Source organism: Halorubrum sp. 2020YC2, from assembly GCF_018623055.1.
GTDB lineage: Archaea > Halobacteriota > Halobacteria > Halobacteriales > Haloferacaceae > Halorubrum.
Window position 1 is genome coordinate 1286671 of record NZ_CP076019.1, and the last position, 17948, is coordinate 1304618.

Here is a 17948-nt window from a genome sequence, read left to right on the forward strand (position 1 = left end):
CCCGCGTAACGCGGTTCAGGCCGCGTCGCGGAGGTGTTCGCAGTCGCCGGCGTGGACGCGCCGCCGCCCCGCGTCCGTGTCGACCACCAGCGCGCCCGGCTCCACGACGTCGACCGCGGTGCCCTCGATCACCCCGTCCGCGGCCTCGACGCGGACGCGCCGTCCGAGCGTGCTCGCCCGCTCGCGCCACGCCGGGAGGACTCGGTCGAGCGCCTCGGGCGACTCGGTCAGTTCCGCGAAGCGTTCGAGCAGCGTCGCGGCGAACCGGCGGCGGTCGACCGGTTCGCCGCGCTCGGCCGACAGCGACGTCGCGCCCGCGGGCAGCGTCTCCGGGTCGAGGTTGGCGTTGACGCCGACGCCGACGACGAGCCAGCCGACGCGGTCGGCCTCCCCCTCCATCTCGGTGAGGATCCCCGCCAGCTTCCGCCCGCCGCGGCCGGTCGCGTCCGCGTCGTCGTCCCCCTCCTCGCTCGCGCCACCGCCGACGAGCACGTCGTTCGGCCACTTGATCTGCGCGTCGACGCCGGCCTCGCGGGCGGCGTCGGTCGTCGCCACCGCGGCCGCGAGGGTGAAAAGCGGCGCCCGCGCGGTCGGCACGTCGGGGCGCGTCAGCGTCGACAGCCAGACCCCCCCGCTCGGCGCCACCCACTCGCGGTCGAGGCGGCCTCGGCTCCCGGTCTGCTGGTCCGCGACCACGGCGACGTCGGTCGCCCCCGCTCCGGCGAGTTCGCGGGCCCGCTCGTTCGTCGACGCGATCCGGTCGCGGTACTCCACCGAGTAGGGGGCGTCGAGTCCGAACGCGATCCCCGCCCCGGAGTAGCCCGGGTCGTCGGGGGCGACGTACCCCGCCGGCGTCGATTCGACCGCGAACCCCTCCTCGCGGAGCCCCTCAACGGCGTTCCAGACCGCCGCCCGCGAGACGCCGAGCGACTCCGCGAGGGCGGGACCGGAGACGGGGCCGTCGTCGGCAGCGAGGGCGTCTAACAGCGCGCGCCGCGTGTTCATACCGGCCGATCGCCGCCCGCGCCGAAAGCCGTTCCGGGTCCCGAACGCTTTGTGTCCGGCGCGCGAAGGGACGACGATGACAGAGGGCGAGGCCGGTAAGAGAGCCGGCGAGGGCGACGGGGACGATATGGGGGGCGGCGAGACGGTCCCGCTCGTCGTCGTCGACGGTGACGAGCGGATCGAACTCGACGCAGAGCGCGGTCGCAACCTCCGGGAGGTCCTCCTCGACGCCGGGCTGTCGCCGTACGCGCCCGCGACGCGCCGACTCAACTGCGGCGGGCGGGGGCTGTGCGCCACCTGCGGCGTCCGCGTCCGAGAGGGGCCGCCGGCCGACCACTGGCACGACCGCCTCGCGGACCGGTTCGGCTACCCGCGGCTCTCCTGTCAGATCGCGGTCGACCGCCCGATGACGGTCGCGCTCGTCGACAAGCGCGTGTGGGGCGGACGACGGACCGACGCGCCCCCCGCGGGGAACGACTCGGACGAGGGCCGCTGAGCACCGGAAAGCGGCGGCCCCCACACCTCGTTTCCGGTGAAACGGCGAACGGTACCGAGTCACACGAGACGACGCGGCGACGGGCGACGCGGGCGCCGGTCGCGGCGCAAAAGCCAAGTCCGCGGGGCCGAACTCTCCGGTATGCAACCCTCCAAGGAGCGCGAGTCGTCAGAGGGCGACCCGATGGACGACCTCGACGACCTCCTCGACGACGACCTCGCGGACGGCGAGGGGAATGCCGACGCCGATGCCGGTGCCGGCGCCGAGGAGAACGGTGCGGCCGAGGCGGGCGCCGCGACGGCCGGACCGAGCGCGGGGAGCGCTCGGGGCGCCGGTGACGCCGGCCGGGTCGGCGTCTCCGGTCGATGGTTCTCCGGGAAGGCGTTCGCGCTCGCGCTCGTCACAGTCGCGGTCGGCGTGTTCGCCGGGAGCCTGATCCCGCTCATCGGCGGGACGGTGGGGACCGCGGGCGGCGTGTTCCTCGCCGCGTTCCTGCTCGGTCTCGTCTTATCGACGCGCCGGTACGTCGAGACGGGGATCGCCGGCGGCGCGGCGGGGGCGGTGAGCGCGGTCACGAGCGTCCTCGGCGTCGGCTTCCTCCCGATCGGGATCGATTACCTCTCGCAGTGGGGCCTCCCGCTCGTCGCGGTCGGCGGCGGGGTCGGACTCGTCCTCGCGCTGCTCGGCCACTACTTCGGGCGCGACCTCCGCGCGGGGCTGAGTCAGGACGTCGAGGGGTGAGTCCGCCGGAACGCCGGCGAATTCCTTCCAACCGTCGTTACCGCGTCAGCCGATCGATACCGACGTAGTCTGCGATCTCTCGGCGCTCCAAGGCCAGGAAGCCGGCGAGGATCGCGACGAACCCGACCAACGCCTCGGCGTCGACGAGGTGACCGAGGAGGGCCCAGCTACCGACCGCGGCGACGACCGGCTCCGCGTAGCCGACGAGGTGGATCTGCGACGGGCCGACGGCGTCCAGCAGCGCGAAGTACAGGAGGAACGCGATCACGCCGGAGAGCAGCGTCAGGTAGGCGAGCGACGCGACCGACGTCTGGTTCCAGACGATCGCGGCGGGCGACTCCCCGATCGCGACGGCGGCGACCAGCAGTTGGCCGGCGCCGATCACCATCGCCCAGCCCTGGAGCGCGGCGATCGGGAGGTCGGTGCGGAGCGGACGCAACAGGACGGCGCCCAGCGAGAAGGCGACCGTGCCCGCGAACGCGAGCGCGACGCCGACGACCGCCGCGCTGCCGAGGCCGGCCGCGGCCGGGTCGGCGATCACCACCACCCCGACGATCCCGAGCGCGAAGCCGCCGATCTCGACGGGGCCGAGCCGCTCGCTCGGGAGGAGGACGGCCGCGAAGACGGCCGTCAACACCGGCGTGAGGCTCACGACGACCGCGGCGACCGCGCCGGAGATCCGGATCTCCCCGAGGTAGAGGAACCCGTGGTACGCCGCGATCACGAAGGTGCCGGCGACGGCGACGCCGAGCCACTCGTCGCGGCCCCGCGGGACCCACCGGTCCGCGGCGACCGCGGCGTAGCCGAGCACGACCGCCCCCGCGACGACGTACCTGACGCCGGCGAAGAGCAGCGGCGGGAAGTAGTGGAGGCCGGCCTCGATGGCGACGAAGGAGGTCCCCCACAGCGTCGCGAGGAGGAGGAACGCGGCGACGATGGCTTCCGGAGTAGAGAGGAGGTTTCTGAGATTCACTGGTTATCAGTTCGAAATTCACGAGTGTAGTTAAATAATACTCTCGGAACTTCCGATATTCGGAATGAAGAATCAGACATACGAATCAGGTCCGATTCGACGGCCGAACTGCGACCGTATCTTAGAGCGGACTCCAACCCTGTCGGTCGACATATACAACCGATCGGGGGTCGATCCCGGGGTATGGACGAGCGCGACGTGCGGCTGTTGAAGGCCATCTCCGATCTGGGCACCGGGAGCCCGGAGCGGCTCCACGAGGAGACCGGGATTCCGGTGTCGACGATCCACTACCGGCTGAACAACCTGCGCGAGGACGGCGTCATCGAGAACGACCTGTACGACTTCGACCACGAGGCGCTCGGACTCGGCGTCACCGTCATCGTCGAGGTGCTCGCGAGCTACGAGGGCCCCTACGAGGAGTTCGCGGACGAACTGCTGGCGGTGGAGGGCGTCACGGAGGCGTTCTTCACGATGGGCGAGACGGACTTCGTCGTCCTCGCGCGGCTCTCCTCGTCGGACACCGTCGAACGGCTCATCAGCGACTTCGAGGCGATCCCGGAGGTGGAGCGCACGAACTCGACGTTCACCATCGCGACCCTGCGCGACGAGTCGCGCGCGCCGGCGACGTACGACCTCGACACGCTAATCGAGGAGCTGACGGACTGAGCGGGCGGGTCGGCGGTCGCCCGGTCAGCGCGTCTCCTCGTCGAGACCGGTCACCCGCCGGGCGTCGCCCCGGTCCCGGTAGCCGACCGGCGGTTCGAAGCGGCGCCGGGCGCGGTCGGTGGCGGTGGCGCCGAGGTAGGCGAACACCGCCATCATGGGTATGTAGCCGAGCATGTCGGCCATCGAGTAGACAGCGGTCGCGAACAGCAGGTCGGGGTCGGTCCCCGGCGTCGGCACGCCCCCGATCCGGTAGACGAACGCGAGGAGGTACAGCGGGGCCGCCGCGACCCCCACGCCGAGGAGCGCGTTGTTCGCGCTCGCGTCGTAGAACCCGCCGAGCATCGTCGCGACCCCGCCGACGGTGATGGCGACGGGGAGCATCCACGCCGGGCGGTCAAACACGAACATCACGGTCGCACACAGGAGGATCGTCGTCGCGGTGACCGCCGCGACCGTCCCGCGGTCGAAGTCGAACCCCGGGTCGAACGGCTCTCTCATGGCGCCGACTTCCGCGCCGAGGATAAAAAGTGTCGGTGGGGCGACCCCTCGCGAACCGACCGCGTCTCACTCGGCCATCAGCGAGGACCCGACCGAGCGCTCGACGAACAGCAGCGCGACTAGGCCGCCGATGATGATGGTGTACGACACCGCGGCGAACAGGGCGTCCTGGGTCGACGGATACTCCGTGGTGCGGAAGATGATTACCTTCCGGACCATGGCGATGACACCGGTGTAGATCACCAGCCGAACGATCCGCCGGGTGTCGCTCTGCTCGATGTAGGCGACGACCGTCTCGTACACCTCGACGATGATGAGCAGCAGCAGTCCGGTCTCGATGAAGCCGATGACGACGTTCGGGTCCGTGATGGCGCCGGTCGGGACGGACTCGACGATCTGGATCGCGAGGTCGACCACGCCGATGCCGAACAACAGGGCGAAAAGCGCCGCGGCCGCCAGCTCGACGCCGTGGATGAATCGGTTCGTCGCGTCGGAGACGCGGTCGCCGCGCGTCTTCGCTGCGGCCGAGTCGGACGCGTGTTCCGGCCCTGACGGGTCGTCGGACGGGTCGACCGCGGACGAGTCTGCCATCTGGTGTCCCTCAGATCGAATCAGGAACTCCCGCCACCTAAAGAACGGGCCTAACCGACGCGGCGCGCCGGGACCGCGTTCCGGTTACGAGCGCTCGCCGATCTCCTCGCGTAACACGTCTGAGACGACCTCGCCGTCCGCCTTGCCGCGGAGCGCACCCATGGCCTCGCCCATCAGGCCGGAGAACGCGCCCATCCCCTCGGCCTCGATCTGGTCGGCGTTGCGCTCGACGACCTCCACGACCGCCTCGCGGACCTCGTCCTCGCTCACGCCCGAGAGCCCGGCCGCCTCGACGGCCTCGGCCGCGGACAGCGAGGGTTCCTCCGCGAGCGTGGTTAACACCTCGGGGACGCCCTCCTTCGCGAGGTCGCCGTCCTCGACGAGGTCGAAGAGGTCGAGGAAGTGGTCGTCGGTGAGGTTCTCGACGGGCGCGCCGTCGCGGCGGATCTCCGTCGTCGTCGACTCTAGCGTCGAGGCCGCGAAGGTGGGGTCGACGCCCCGCTCGACCGCCGCCTCGAACAGCGGGAACCGCTGGCCGAACGCGACCTGCTCGGCCAGCCCGGCGTCGAGCCCGAACTCCTCGGCGTACCGCGACGCCTTCTCGTCGAGCAGTTCGGGGGTCTCCACGTCGGAGGGGTCAGGCTCGACCGGCGGCACGTCAGTCTCGGGGTACATCCGCGCCGCGCCCGGCAGCGGCCGGAGGTACCGCGTCGTCCCGTCGTCGTTCGCGCCGCGGGTCTCCTCGGGGACGCCCTCGATCGCGGTCTCGGCGCGCTCGGCGGCCGCCTCGATCGCGAGGTCGGCGGTCTCCGGGTCGGCGGCGACGATGGCGACGGCGTCGTCCTCGCCCGCCCCGACCGCGTCGCGGAGGGCGCCGACCTCCTCGGCCGTGACGCCGTACGCGGGCAGTTCGTCGGTGTGGAAGATGCCGCCCGCGCCGTGGCGCTTCGCGTGGTCCGACAGCTCCGTGCCGAGCCGGCGGTCCGGCTGGATTTCCCGCCCAACGAGGCCGTCGAAGCCGAACAGCGGGACCGCGGTCACCTTCCCCCCGGAGTCGAGCGCGCCGCGGATGACTCCCGACTCGGTGTCCGCGAACACGTCGGTCGCGTCGGAGACGTCGCCCACGCTCGCGTCGCGCTCGCGGAGTTCGTCCCGAATCGCGAGCAGCTCGGCCTGTCGCCCGGCCTCGCCACGGACGATGTCCTCGATCCCCTGAAGATCCTGAACGCCTTTCACCTCGACGCGGGCGCCGTCCGCGATGGAGACGTTCACGTCCTGCCGGATGGTGCCGAGGCCGCGCTTGACCGCGCCCGTCGAGCGCAGCAGCATCCCGATCCGCTCGGCGGCCCGCCGCGCGCCCTCGGGGCTGCGGATGTCGGGGCCCGTCCCGATCTCGACGAGGGGCACCCCGAGCCGGTCGAGCGAGTAGACGACGCCCTCCTCCGTCTCCTCGACGCGCTTCGCGGACTCCTCTTCGAGCATGAGGTCGACGACCGACACCGAGCCGGACTCGGTCTCGATCTCGCCGTCCTGTCCGAGGAGGATCGAGCGCTGGAAGCCGGAGGTGTTCGAGCCGTCGATGACGAGCTTCCGCATGACGTGGGCCTGATCGACCACCGAGAGGTCGAGCAGGTCGGCTATCTGGAGCGCCACCGAGAGCGCCTCGCCGTCGACGCGCCGGGGCGGCTCGTCGTCCTCCTCGACGAGGCAGGTGGTGTCGTACGCGAGGTAGGTGAACTCGCGGTCGACGCGGCTCTCCTCCATCGCCGCGTCGTCGAGTTCGCCCAGTTCGCTCTTCGTCGGGTGGAGCTGCCGGGTGATCGACCGCTCGGCCTCGTCCGGGTCGCGCTCGACGGTCGGGGAGTCACAGAACAGCTTCGTCTCGGTGTCGAGCTGCTGGTGGATCTCCAGCCCGGCGACGAGCCCCAACTCCTCGTAGTCGTACTCGGGGGTCGCGTCCGTACTCATTACGCCTCACTCCGACGGCGCGCGACTAAAAGGGTGGCAGTTCGCGCGAGCGAGAAGAGTCGAGACTACCGATGGTACTTATAAATGAATTGGCAGTGGCGCGTGCCTGCGAGCGCCCCTTGGGCGCGAGGTGCACGCGCGAGGGAGTCGGCCGACCGAAGGGAGGCCGACGAGGCTGGGGAGGTGTGAGGCGCTGTGCGGAGCGGTGCGGGGTGGGACTCAAAGGGGCAGCCGGGAGGGCGGCGCAGGCGACGTAAGGACCGCAAGGAGGGAGCGTAAGCGACCGACTGAGGACCGCAGCGAGCGTGCGCCGCCCTCCCGGCTGGGGCTTTGGAGGTGTTCACCGTCGATCTGCGTTCAATCATTTATAAGCGAGCGGCTGGGGCTTTGGAGGTGTTCACGACCACAGCGTTCCGATCGTACTCGTCACTCGTCACGTAACGTTCGAAAGGAATTGTGCGTGGGTGCTGTCGTAGAGACAACACCGTGCATCGTTCGGGGGTGTACCCCTGCGATGCGTGGGACCGGATTTGAACCGGCGGACCTCTACAGGACAGCGCCCTCAACGCTGCGCCGTTGGCCTGGCTTGGCTACCCACGCTCGCGGTGTTCTGTCGCGTCTCCACGTACCCTTCCCCTAATTAAAAGCCCTTCCATTTGGCGGGACCGTGGCGGAGTTTCGCAGACCGCCGGACGCCCGCGACTCAGCGATCCCGGTCGAAACGCGTCGACCGCAACCGGCACGCGTTTGGGGGTCGCATCCGAATGCCGGATCATGTCCGACTGGGCCCGCGAGAACGTCTCCGTCCTGACCGCCGTCGCCTCCGTCGTCGCGCTCGCGCTCGTCTTCGGCGCGGTGGGCGGCGTGATTCCGAGTTCCCTGCTGCCACAGGCGAGCGACGCCGTCCTCGCCGCGATCCCGCACTTCAACGCCGCCGTCTCCGCGACCGCCATCGCCACGATCGTCCTCGGCTGGCGCGCGATCTCTCGCGGGAACGTGGAGCGCCACCGGAACTTCATGGTCACCTCGTTCGCGCTGTTCGCCGCGTTCCTCGGCGCGTACCTCTACCGGTTGATCCTCGTCGGCACGACCGAGTTCCCCGGCCCGGAGGCCGTCTACTCGTACGTCTACCTCCCCTTCCTCGCGGTCCACATCCTGCTCGCCATCGTCTGCGTCCCGTTCGTCTTCCACGCGCTCTTCCTCGCCGCGACCCGGCCGTACGAGGATCTGTACCACACTCGGCACTCGCAGGTCGGAATGGTCGGCGCCGTCCTCTGGCTGGTCTCCTTTTCAATGGGTATCGGCGTCTACCTGCTGCTGTACCACGTTTACTGACCGGACACGACAGAACAGGCGGGTCGACTACGCGTTCCGCTCGGCCTTCTGGTGTGCCGCGTAGAACAGCGGGACGAGCAGCGCACCCGCGAAGCCGAACCCGAGCGCCAGCGTCCCGATGTCGCTCGCGGAGAGGCCGCTCCCGCTGCCGGAGCCGCCCTCACCGCCCTCGCCGCCGAGGAGTTCGTCGTCGACGGCGCCGACCGCGACCGCGCCCTTCATTCCGACGCCCTGATGCGGCGCGCAGGCGTAGCGGAACACGTCGCCCTCGCTCGCGTCCTCGAAGGTGTACTCGAAGGTCTCCCCTTCCTCCGCCACCGGCTCGCCGCTGGAGAACGCGTCGTTCTCCTCGACGACGTTGTGGCCGCCGCCCTGCCCGGTCCACTCCCACACCACGGTCGTCCCCTGATCGACCAGAATCGCGGGCGGGTCGAACAGCAGGCCGTTCTCGCCCGCGCCGACCGAGACGGAGACCTCGTCTTGACCGCGGAGGTCCTGTGTCCCCTCGTAGTTGCCGACGTCCTCGAACCAGTCGCCGTAACCGGACGCGCCGCCCCCGCCGGAGCCGCCGTCCCCTCCGTCGCCGCCCTCCGCCTGCGGGTCGACGAGGTCGTCGTCGACGGAGCCGACCGCGACGACGCCCTTCATGCCGACCGACTGGTGCGGGCCGCAGTAGTAGTTGAACGTGTCCCCGTCGCTCGCGTCCTCGAAGGTATGCTCGAAGGTCGTCCCCTCCTCCCCGACCGCAGACCCGCTGTCGAAGGTGCCGTCGTCCGCGACGACGTTGTGGCCGCCGCCCTGCCCGGTCCACTCCCACACCACGGTCGTCCCCTGATCGACGAGGATAGCGGCGGGACCGAACAGGAGCCCGTTCTCGCCCGCCCCGACCTCGACGGTGACCTCGCCTTGCCCGCGGTAGTCGTGGGTGCCGTCGTAGTTGCTGACGCCCTCCAGCCAGCCGTCGTACTGGGCGGCCGCGGTCCCGCTTCCGGCGGCGACTCCCGCGGCGACCGCCGCCCCGGCGGCCCCGGCGCGGAAGAACCCGCGACGGCTCATCGACCCGGCGTCGTCGCCCTCGGCGGCAGCGTCGGCGTTCCGTGTCATACCCCCACGTCGAACGGTGAGCGTATTTAAGCCCCCGATACGTTCCGAGCGGCCGGACCGGCGACGAACGCGTGCGGGATCGACGCCGAGAGGGGACCCTAATCGTCAGCCGGCGCCGGGTCCGAGACCGGTGCGTCGACGTCGCGGTCGGTCGCCTCGCCGTCGACGTCGAAGGGGTACTCGCCGGTGACGCAGCCGAGACACAGGTCCGCGCGGCTCTCCCCGACCGCGTCCGCGACGGCGTCGATGGAGAGGTACGAGAGCGAGTCGGCGCCCACCTCCTGCCGTATCTCCTCGGTCGAGGCGTCCGCGGCGATCAGCTCCTCGCGCGTCGCCATGTCGATGCCGAAGTAACAGGGCGCGAGGATAGGCGGCGCGCCGATCCGGAGGTGGACCTCCTCGGCGCCGGCCTCGCGGACCAGTTCGACCAGCTGAGTCGAGGTCGTCCCGCGGACGATGGAGTCGTCGATGATGGTGACCGACTTCCCCTCCACCGTCGACTTGATCGGGTTGAGCTTCAGCCGGACCGCGCGCTCGCGCTCGTCCTGCGTGGGCATGATGAACGTCCGGCCCACGTACCGGTTCTTCATCAGTCCCTCCGCGAACTCCACGCCGCCGTCGTCCGCCTCGCGGGGCTCGCCGTCGGCGGTCGTCTCGCCCGCGGCGTCCGCGTACCCGGAGGCGAACGCGCGCCCGGAGTCGGGGACTGGCATCACCACGTCGGACTCGACGCCGGACTCTTCCCAGAGCTTCCGGCCGAGCTTCCGTCGAACCTCGTACACGAGGCTCTCGTCGATGACGGAGTCGGGGCGGGCGAAGTAGACGTGTTCGAAGAAACAGTGGGCGGTCGAGTCACGCTCGACGAGCTGATACGTGTCGTAGCCGGTGCCGTCGGGGTCTAAGACGACGAGTTCGCCGGGCCGCACGTCGCGGATCAGCTCCCCGTCGAGGGTGTCGATGGCGGCCGACTCGCTGGCGAGGACGTAGCCGCCGTCTATCTTCCCGAGACAGAGCGGGCGGTTCCCGAGCGGGTCCCGCACGCCTAACACGGTGTCGTCGTGGGTGATAGCCAGCGAGTAGGAGCCGTGGATGCGGTTCATCGTGTGTTTGACGGCGCGCACGAGGTCCTCTTCGAGGAGGTTTCGCGCGAGGTCGTGAGCGATCACCTCGGTGTCGCCGTCGGAGGTGAATGCGTGGCCCGCCGCGGCCAGCTCCTCGCGCACCTCGTCGGCGTTGACGAGGTTGCCGTTGTGCGAGAGCCCGAGCGAGCCGGACTTGAAGGAGACCGAAAAGGGCTGCGCGCAGCTCTTGTCGAGGCTCCCGGCGGTCGGGTAGCGAACGTGACCGATACCGGTGCCGCCCGACAGCGACGCGAGGTCCCCCTCCTCGAAGGCGTCGCCGACGAGGCCGCGCTCGACGTGGCTGTGCTGTTGGAACCCGTCGTGCGTGACGATCCCGGCCGACTCCTGGCCGCGGTGTTGGAGCGCGTACAGCGCGTAGTACAGCGGTCGCGCGGCCTCCCGGTCCTCGAGCGAGACGCCGACGACGCCGCACTTCTCCCGCGGTTCGTCGCCGCCGTAGTCCCCACCGGCGTTCATGTACCCGAGGGTGAGGCGGGCGGCGATAAAAATCCTCGTGTTCGTGGCGTATCGCTCTGCTTCTTGGCTCTATTTATACACAATCGTGGACAAAACGACGGGCGTCCGCCCGCCGTCACGCGGTCCGACTGAAAGCGGTCACGCGGTTCCCTCGCCGCCGACGAACTCGTCGAGGCGCGCGAAGTAGTCCTCTCGCGGCACCTGATACGCCGCCCGGTAGTCGACCTCCCCCGCGACGAACCGCTCCGCGGCGTCGACCACGCCGGCCGCGCCCGCCTCGCGGCTCTCGTACGTCTCCGCGACCGCCTCTATCTCGGGCTCTAAGAAGAGCACGACGTGCCACTCCTCGGTCGCGTACTGACCCGAGCCGGGCCGCGCGTTTCGGGCGCCGTTCGTCAGGTAGATCGTCGGGAGACACTCGTCGGGGAGGTCGCCGGTCCCGAAGACGTCGGGGCGGTAGACGAGGATGGCCCGCCCGCTCGGCTCCTCGTTCCACACCCGCCACCCCTCCGGCAGCGATTCGAAGGCCATGGCGCCCCCTCGGTCGCGGAGGCTTGAAAACGTCGCGCTCGGGGGCGGGAAATCGGTCCTCGACAGGGTCAGTCCACGATGTCCGACCCGCCCGGCGGGAGGAACTCCTGCAGCAGGTCCGCGCTCGCGACCTTCCGCACGAACGACTGGTCGTTGAACCGCTCTTTCAGGTTCCGGTAGGCCATCATCGCGGCGTCGTTTTGCGCGTACATCCCCGGCTCGAAGGTGACGTGCGCGGCCGCGCGGTCGACGATGGCCGACGGCGGGCCGCCGATGGCGCGGGTGATCGGTTCACACTGGACGCCGACCGCGATCCGGCAGGGGACGTCCTCGAAGTACGTGCGGTCGCCGCGGATCACGAAGCTCCCCTTTTCGATGTACTCGCCGCTCTCGGGCGTCTTCGACACCTGATCCGGCTCGACCATGTACGCGTCGCCCGCGCCGCGGCCGTCCTTCCAGTCCGACGAGTAGGAGACCGCGAACTGCGCGGCCTCCCGCAGCGTCTCTTCCGAGAAGTCGACCGGGTCGGCCGACTCCGACGGGCCGGACGCCTTCAGGATCGTCACCGGCCCCCCGTGCGCCTGCGTGTGGAAGAACCGGTCGTGTTTGCTCATGTACTTCTTCACCAGCTCCTCGTTCTGGTCGGCGTTGCGCCCGCCGATGACGAGGTAGCCCGTCGAGGTGTGGAACCACCGGAACCGGTCGTACCAGTCGTCGGGGCTCCGGATCGGGATCGAGGAGCGGGCGAGCCAGTCGGTCTCGTACTCCTCGTCTTCGTCGTCGCCCTCGCCGTCGCCGCCGTCGTCGGCCGCCTGCTTCTCCTCCCACTCTGCCTTCCGCTCCTTGACGGCCTCAAGCTCCTCGCGGGTCGACTCGATCGCTTCCATCGCGCCTTCCTTCTTGTCCTCGACGCGCTTCGCCTCCCGGTACAGGCGGTCGGCGTTGACCTCCACGCCCTCGCTCGCGTCGAGTTCGACCCGGGTCGTGCCGCCGTCGTCGCCCTCCTCGTCGAGTTCGACCGTTACCGTCCCCTCGCCGCCGTCGACGTCGACGACGGCCTCAGCGGCCGGAATTCCTCGCTCCGCTCCCGCGTCGAGGGTCTCACCGATCTCGTCCCACGGGACCTCGTTCTCGCGGGCCTCCCGCACCGTCGAGATCACCTCGTCGACGAGGTCGTAGTTTGCGTACAGCAGTTCGGCGCGCTCCCGCTCCGCCTGCGCCTGCTCCTCGAACCCCTCGATCGCCCCTCGCTGCTGTTCGATGATCCGCTCCTGTTTGGCGATCTCCTCCTCGAACTCCGGGCGGGAGGCGCCGGCGTCCGCGGGCGCCTCGCCCTCGGCGGTGTCCTCGCTCCCGAGCCGGTGGAAGTACTCGTCAACCGCGGCGTTAAAGGAGTCGAACCCGACGCTCGGCAGCCCCTCGTGTTCCGCGAGCGGGAAGGGCGTCACGTCGACGACGCGGGGGTCGACATCGTCGTCTCCATCGCTCCCGTCGTCGTCGCTCCCGCTGCCGTCGACCGACTCCTCGTACACGCGGGGGTCGACGTCGCCCGACCGGAGCCGCTCGTCGATCCGAGCGAGCGCGTCGTGGAGCGCACCGAGCTGGTCGTCGGTCGCCTCCTCGATGGGGGTCTCCTTCGGGACGCCCGCCCGGGTACACACCTCCTCGGCGTACAGGCCGCCGAGGTTCAGCTGTGTCGCGAGCGTGCGCACCACGTCGCTGTCCGACTCGCGCATGTGGCGGTCGAACCCGCCGCGGCTCACGTCGAGCGGGTTGAGCCGGGAGGCCGGGTACTCGTACTGCGAGCCGGGCGCGACGGTGCGGGACTTGAGCCGGACCGTCGACAGCGCCCCGATCACCTCGCCCGTCTCGTCGAGCGCGGCGACGTTCCCCTGGCCGAACAGCTCGGCGACGAGCGTCGTGTTCTGGTCCTCGCGCTCGAACTCGAAGGTGAGGATGCGGTCGAACTCGTACTGCTCGACGCCCGCGAAGTCGGCGCCCGACATCCGGTTGCGGAGCATCTTCGCGAAGTTCGGCGGGCGGCCCGGCGCGTCCGCGACGTGGTCGGGATCGGCGGCGTGCGCGCGCTTGATCTCCCCGACCTCGATCATGAGCTCGACGCGGCCGCGGTCGAAGTCGCGCAGCTTCAGCCGGAGCAGGTCGTCGTCGTAGAGGTACGCCTTGTCGACCTTCGCGCCCTCGTACCGATTCAGCTCGGTGACGAGCGCGGCGAGGTCGATGCTCGACAGCTCCCGCTTCTGGTCCATACTCGATAGAGACCGGCGGGCCGGAAAAGGCGTGTCGTTGTGGGTGCGGCGGGGGCGGCGCCCGGAGCGGTTCGGACCGATCAGATCCGCTTCGACACGTACGGCCCGTCCTGTCGGTAGCCGAGCTTGTTCCGGTAGTACTCGCGGGCGCCGATACCCGAGATGACCGCGATCTTCCGGTAGCCGGCCTCGCGGGCCAGTTCCTCTGCGCGTTCTAAGAGCTCAGTCCCGTACCCCTGATGCTGCCAGTCGCCGTCGCCGCCGATGCCGACCTCGTTGCCGTACACGTGTAGCTCGCGGACCAGCGCGGCGTCTTCGAGTTCCGGACGGATCGGGTCGCTCTCGGTGCCCGGCGCGCCGGGCTGGTCGGGCGCGAAGGAGGGGAACCGCAGGCGACAGAACCCGACGAGGAGGTCGCGGACGGGGTCCTCGAAGGCGAGGAAATGTTCCGTGCCGCCGCCGGCCTCGTAGGTGGTGACCGAGAGTTCGACGTCGTCCGGGTCCGGGTCGGCGTCGTTGTGGCCGACCTCGCGGGCGCGGATGTCGCGCTGGACGATCCCCTTCTCCTCGGCGCGCTGCGCCGCGAGCTGGCGGAGGTTCGACTTCTGGACGCCGGCGTCGATGAAGTCCGCGGGGATGTCGCGCTGGACCCGCTGGAGCCGCGTGTACTTCGGGATGAGGTCCATGACCTCCGCGACGACGTCGGCCGCCTCCTCGCTCGTCAGCGGATCGAAGTCCTCGCGGCGCCAGCGGTCGTACACCCGGGTCCCCTCGACGACGAGGGTGGGGTAGATCTTCAGGTAGTCGGGGCGCCAGTCGGGGTTGTCGAACAGCTGCCGGAAATCCTCTAGACACATCTCCCGGGTCATCCCCGGCTGGCCGGGCATCATGTGGAAGCCAACCTTGAACGCGGCGTCGCGGAGGCGGCGGTTGGCGTTCCGGCTCGCTTCGTTGCCGTGCCCGCGGTGCATCTCGCGGTTGATGCGCTCGTAGGTGGTCTGGACGCCGACCTCGACCTTCGTCCCGCCCAAGTCGAGCATGCGGTCGATCTGCTCTGGGTCACACCAGTCCGGCTTCGTCTCGAAGGTGGTGCCGATGTTGCGGATCGCGTTCGTCTCGTTTTCCGCGATCACGTCCTCGAGGTACTCGAACGAAGTCTCCTCGGGGGCGGGCGCGAACGACTCGCCCTCCGCCGGCTCCGGCTCCTTGTTGAGGTCGTAGTCGTTCATGGCCTGGAGGGCGCGCTTGACGAACCATTCCTGGTAGTCGTGCGAGCGCGCGGTCATCGTCCCGCCCATCAGGATGAGCTCCACCTTGTCGACCGGGTGGCCGATCTTCCGGAGCTGTTCGAGCCGGAGGGTGACCTGTCCGTACGGGTCGTAGTCGTTCTGCTCGCCGCGGGCGGCGGCCGGCTCGTGGCCCGTGTACGACTGCGCCGAGGAGAACTCCGAGGCCGGGCCGCCGGGGCAGTAGAGGCACTTTCCGTGCGGGCACAGCTCCGGCGAGGTCATGATCGCGACCGGCGAGACGCCCGAGGCGGTCCGGACCGGCTTGCGCTGGACCACCTCGATCACGTCGTCGCGGGCCTCGGCGGGCGCGTGGTCGAGTATCTCGGTGTTCTTCGGCACCTTCGGGGAGCCGAACTCCGAGCAGGCGTCGAGCTTGGCGCGTTCGAGGTCGTCGCGCTCGATTTCGCCCGCGAGGATGCGGTCGACGAGGTGCTCGCAGGTGCGGACGAACGCCTCGGAGTCGGCGTCGTCGGACTCCGCTTCGGCGGCCGCGTCACCTGCCGCGTCGGTACTCATTACCCTCCGATCGACGGGTTTCGGGGTTAAGCGTGTCGCACCGATACGTGAGAGGAGTGAGTGTCCGCAGAAGGGTGAGAGTCGGCGCCACGGGTTCGATCGCTCAACGCCGCGTTTTCCGCCTCGACGACACGAGCTCAGAGTCCTCGGCCGCTCGGCTGTATAGTGGTGTTATATCTTCTGAATTGCCGACGACACCACCGAAGCCCCAGCCTGGAGGCGGGCGCACGCTCGCCGCGGTCCTCACTCGGTCGCTCACTCCGTTCGCTTCCTCGTTGCGGTCCTTGCGTCGTCATCAGAACGCGAAGCGTTCTGATTGGCTCACGAGAGCTCCGCTCTCGTGAACGCCTGCGCCCGCCTCCCGACTGCCCCTTCGAGTCCCACCCGCCCGTAGGAAGACGGTCCTGCTCGCTCACTCCGTTCGCTGCGCGGGCTGCGACTTCCGTGCTCCCGCTCGCTTCGTCGCCGGCGCGCAGCGCCGGCTGCTGGAGGGACCGAAGGTCCCTCCCTGCTCGCGGGAACGCGACCGCACCGCACCTCACGCCTCCCCAGCCTCGTCGGCGGCTCCCGACGGTCGCCGCCGACTCCCTCGCGCGCGCCACTCGGCCGCGGTGCGGCCTCGCGGGCACGCGCCGCCGCAACCGCTCGGCAGGGCTTTACGACCAAACCCGCTCGCTTTAGTTCGGCCGCAGCGTTCTCCATTCCGTGTTACGGAAGGACCTCCTGCGCGTCTCTCGGGCTGGCGACGGCTACCGCCCGCAGTTCACGGGGCGCGAACACCGCCCGCTCGCGGCGCGGGTCCTCGGGACGTTCGAGTCGCACGTCGGCGAGCGCCGCGGCGACCTCGACGACGCGCTGGCGGAGCTGGAGGCCGACGCCGCCGCGCGGAACGGCGACTTCAAGCTCGTCCGCGGGCTCGCGGCGCTCGTCGAGCGCGAGTGCGAGTTCGAGACGCGGGCGGCGGTCCCGCCGCGTCGCGTCCGGCGGGCCGCGTTCGAGGCCGCGGAGGCGGTCGGCGTCGCGAGCGAGGCGGAGCGGGAGGACGCGGTCGACCGCGCGGCCGACGCGTTCGGGATCGACCCGGCGGACGTGGAGGCGTCGCTGTACGCCGACCGCGACGTCGAGCAGGTCCTCGCTGGCGCCGACGTGCGCTGGGACCCCGACACCCTGCTGGAGCAGTACGACCTCTCTCTGGCCCAGACCGCGCTGTTCGACGCCACCGAGGTCAGGGCGCGGTCGAACGACCCCAAGCGGCTCGTCTCCGCCGTCAAGCGCCTCCGGCTGATGTACGAGGTGGAGAAGACCCCCGAGGGACGCGAACTCGTCGTGACGGGCCCGGACCGGCTGTTCTCGCGCACGAGACGCTACGGGACCGCGTTCGCCAGACTGCTCCGGACGGTCGCGGAGTCGGCGGAGTGGGAGCTGACGGCGACGATCGACGACCGCGGCCGCGAGCGCACGATGCGCCTCTCCGAGAGCGACGTGACCGTGCCCGACGTGGAGCCGGTCGCGGAGCCCGACTTCGACAGCGGGGTCGAAGCCGACTTTGCCGGTCGGGTCCGCGGACTCGACCTCGACTGGACCTTGGTGCGCGAGCCGGAGCCGCTCGAAACAGGGGCGAGCGTGATGATCCCGGACTTCGCGTTCGACTACGACCACGCCGACTTCCGGCTCTTCTTCGAGGTGATGGGCTTCTGGACGCCCGAGTACGTCGCAAAGAAGCTCGGCCAGCTCGCGGACGTGGAGGACGTGGACCTCCTCGTCGCCGTCGACGAGAGCCTCGGCGTGGGCGAAGAGATAGCCGCGCGCGACCACCGCGTCGTCACCTACTCCGGGACGGTCCGGGTGAAGGACGTGGTCGACGTGCTCGACGAGTACGAGGCCGAGTTCGTCGCGGACGCGGCCGCGGCCCTCCCCGACTCGCTCTCGCCCGACGCCGACGCGATCGGGCTCGACGACCTCGCGGACGAACGCGGCGTGAGCGTCGAGGCGATAGCGGACAAGGCGTTCCCCGACCACGAGCGGATCGGCCGGACGCTCGTGCGGCCCGCGGTATTAGAAGCGCTCGATGCCGACATCGAGGCCGGGATGTCGCTCTCGGAGGCCGAAGCGGTCCTCGACGAGCACGGCGTCGACGACGCGAGCGCCGCGCTCTCGCGGCTCGGCTACCGCGTCGAGTGGGAGGGACTCGGCGGCGGGACGGTCCGGGAGAAGTCCGGGTAGAGTATTTAAACCGTCGCGGTGGCGCGTGCCTGCGAGCGGCCGCCCTCGGCGGCCGCGAGGAGCACGCGCGAGGGAGTCGGGCGGCCGGAGCGAAGCGGAGGCCGACCGACGAGGCTGGGGAGGTGTGAGGTGCTGTGCGGTCGCGTT

15 protein-coding genes and 1 tRNA gene are annotated in these 17948 nt (G+C 70.3%); 5 read left to right on the forward strand and 11 right to left on the reverse strand.

Features of this window, described 5'->3' with window-relative positions; genetic code table 11:
• Positions 1-15: 15 nt before the first annotated feature.
• Positions 16-1005 carry a biotin--[acetyl-CoA-carboxylase] ligase gene (locus KI388_RS06350; RefSeq protein ID WP_215088509.1) on the reverse strand — a complete coding sequence of 330 codons (990 nt, stop codon included), beginning with the start codon at positions 1003-1005 and terminating at the stop codon, positions 16-18.
• A 127-nt stretch (positions 1006-1132) separates the two neighbouring features.
• Between KI388_RS06350 and KI388_RS06355 the strand changes: the two genes are divergently transcribed.
• The gene (locus KI388_RS06355) at positions 1133-1501 is read left to right on the forward strand and encodes a 2Fe-2S iron-sulfur cluster-binding protein (RefSeq protein WP_215088747.1); all 369 of its coding nucleotides are present in this window, start codon (positions 1133-1135) and stop codon (positions 1499-1501) included.
• Positions 1502-1642: 141 nt separating this feature from the next.
• Positions 1643-2242 (forward strand): hypothetical protein, encoded by a 600-nt coding sequence (locus KI388_RS06360; protein ID WP_215088510.1) that lies wholly within the window; start codon positions 1643-1645, stop codon positions 2240-2242.
• 37 nt (positions 2243-2279) lie between these two features.
• Here KI388_RS06360 and KI388_RS06365 read toward each other — a convergent pair whose 3' ends face one another.
• Entirely contained in the window at positions 2280-3215 is a 936-nt protein-coding gene (locus KI388_RS06365; protein WP_215088511.1) for an EamA family transporter, read from the reverse strand.
• Positions 3216-3398: 183 nt separating this feature from the next.
• On the opposite strand from KI388_RS06365, the gene KI388_RS06370 reads away from it, so the two are divergent.
• Positions 3399-3881: an Lrp/AsnC family transcriptional regulator gene (locus tag KI388_RS06370; protein WP_215088512.1), complete on the forward strand. Its 483-nt coding sequence runs from the start codon at positions 3399-3401 to the stop codon at positions 3879-3881.
• 24 nt (positions 3882-3905) lie between these two features.
• On the opposite strand, the gene KI388_RS06375 is transcribed toward KI388_RS06370, so the two are convergent.
• The 4 genes from KI388_RS06375 to KI388_RS06390 form a co-directional block, all read right to left on the reverse strand.
• Complete coding sequence (locus tag KI388_RS06375) at positions 3906-4379, reverse strand: hypothetical protein (RefSeq protein WP_215088513.1); 474 nt, start codon at positions 4377-4379, stop codon at positions 3906-3908.
• 66 nt (positions 4380-4445) lie between these two features.
• Complete coding sequence (locus KI388_RS06380) at positions 4446-4970, reverse strand: phosphate-starvation-inducible PsiE family protein (RefSeq protein WP_215088514.1); 525 nt, start codon at positions 4968-4970, stop codon at positions 4446-4448.
• Between the two features lie 84 nt (positions 4971-5054).
• Entirely contained in the window at positions 5055-6938 is a 1884-nt protein-coding gene (gatE, locus tag KI388_RS06385; protein WP_215088515.1) for a Glu-tRNA(Gln) amidotransferase subunit GatE, read from the reverse strand.
• Between the two features lie 515 nt (positions 6939-7453).
• Positions 7454-7538: transfer RNA gene (locus KI388_RS06390), tRNA-Leu, on the reverse strand.
• A gap of 174 nt (positions 7539-7712) precedes the next feature.
• Here KI388_RS06390 and KI388_RS06395 point away from each other — a divergent pair.
• Positions 7713-8273 (forward strand): DUF420 domain-containing protein, encoded by a 561-nt coding sequence (locus KI388_RS06395; RefSeq protein WP_215088516.1) that lies wholly within the window; start codon positions 7713-7715, stop codon positions 8271-8273.
• Positions 8274-8300: 27 nt separating this feature from the next.
• Here the strand turns inward: KI388_RS06395 and KI388_RS06400 are convergent, their stop codons facing one another.
• The 5 genes from KI388_RS06400 to KI388_RS06420 all read right to left on the reverse strand — a co-directional run bounded on the left by KI388_RS06400 (position 8301) and on the right by KI388_RS06420 (position 15578).
• A complete protein-coding gene (locus KI388_RS06400) occupies positions 8301-9377 on the reverse strand; it encodes a halocyanin domain-containing protein (protein WP_215088517.1) in 1077 nt (358 codons plus the stop codon).
• A 98-nt stretch (positions 9378-9475) separates the two neighbouring features.
• Positions 9476-10975, reverse strand: a complete 1500-nt coding sequence (purF, locus tag KI388_RS06405; RefSeq protein ID WP_215088518.1) for an amidophosphoribosyltransferase — start codon at positions 10973-10975, stop codon at positions 9476-9478.
• A gap of 138 nt (positions 10976-11113) precedes the next feature.
• A complete protein-coding gene (locus KI388_RS06410; RefSeq protein WP_215088519.1) occupies positions 11114-11506 on the reverse strand; it encodes a DUF5820 family protein in 393 nt (130 codons plus the stop codon).
• 68 nt (positions 11507-11574) lie between these two features.
• Positions 11575-13773 carry a ribosome rescue protein RqcH gene (gene rqcH / locus KI388_RS06415; protein ID WP_215088520.1) on the reverse strand — a complete coding sequence of 733 codons (2199 nt, stop codon included), beginning with the start codon at positions 13771-13773 and terminating at the stop codon, positions 11575-11577.
• A gap of 80 nt (positions 13774-13853) precedes the next feature.
• Complete coding sequence (locus tag KI388_RS06420) at positions 13854-15578, reverse strand: tRNA uridine(34) 5-carboxymethylaminomethyl modification radical SAM/GNAT enzyme Elp3 (RefSeq protein WP_215088521.1); 1725 nt, start codon at positions 15576-15578, stop codon at positions 13854-13856.
• 705 nt (positions 15579-16283) lie between these two features.
• On the opposite strand from KI388_RS06420, the gene KI388_RS06425 reads away from it, so the two are divergent.
• Complete coding sequence (locus KI388_RS06425) at positions 16284-17801, forward strand: DUF790 family protein (RefSeq protein WP_215088522.1); 1518 nt, start codon at positions 16284-16286, stop codon at positions 17799-17801.
• Positions 17802-17948 lie beyond the last annotated feature (147 nt).

Coding starts and splice junctions, on each gene's coding strand:
- KI388_RS06380 (WP_215088514.1), bottom strand. CDS start 4,970: ATGGCAGACTCGTCCGCGGTCGACCCGTCCGACGACCCGTCAGGGCCG.
- KI388_RS06350 (WP_215088509.1), bottom strand. CDS start 1,005: ATGAACACGCGGCGCGCGCTGTTAGACGCCCTCGCTGCCGACGACGGC.
- KI388_RS06395 (WP_215088516.1), top strand. CDS start 7,713: ATGTCCGACTGGGCCCGCGAGAACGTCTCCGTCCTGACCGCCGTCGCC.
- KI388_RS06420 (WP_215088521.1), bottom strand. CDS start 15,578: ATGAGTACCGACGCGGCAGGTGACGCGGCCGCCGAAGCGGAGTCCGAC.
- KI388_RS06370 (WP_215088512.1), top strand. CDS start 3,399: ATGGACGAGCGCGACGTGCGGCTGTTGAAGGCCATCTCCGATCTGGGC.
- KI388_RS06375 (WP_215088513.1), bottom strand. CDS start 4,379: ATGAGAGAGCCGTTCGACCCGGGGTTCGACTTCGACCGCGGGACGGTC.
- KI388_RS06355 (WP_215088747.1), top strand. CDS start 1,133: ATGGGGGGCGGCGAGACGGTCCCGCTCGTCGTCGTCGACGGTGACGAG.
- KI388_RS06400 (WP_215088517.1), bottom strand. CDS start 9,377: ATGACACGGAACGCCGACGCTGCCGCCGAGGGCGACGACGCCGGGTCG.
- purF (WP_215088518.1), bottom strand. CDS start 10,975: ATGAACGCCGGTGGGGACTACGGCGGCGACGAACCGCGGGAGAAGTGC.
- KI388_RS06410 (WP_215088519.1), bottom strand. CDS start 11,506: ATGGCCTTCGAATCGCTGCCGGAGGGGTGGCGGGTGTGGAACGAGGAG.
- KI388_RS06360 (WP_215088510.1), top strand. CDS start 1,643: ATGCAACCCTCCAAGGAGCGCGAGTCGTCAGAGGGCGACCCGATGGAC.
- rqcH (WP_215088520.1), bottom strand. CDS start 13,773: ATGGACCAGAAGCGGGAGCTGTCGAGCATCGACCTCGCCGCGCTCGTC.
- gatE (WP_215088515.1), bottom strand. CDS start 6,938: ATGAGTACGGACGCGACCCCCGAGTACGACTACGAGGAGTTGGGGCTC.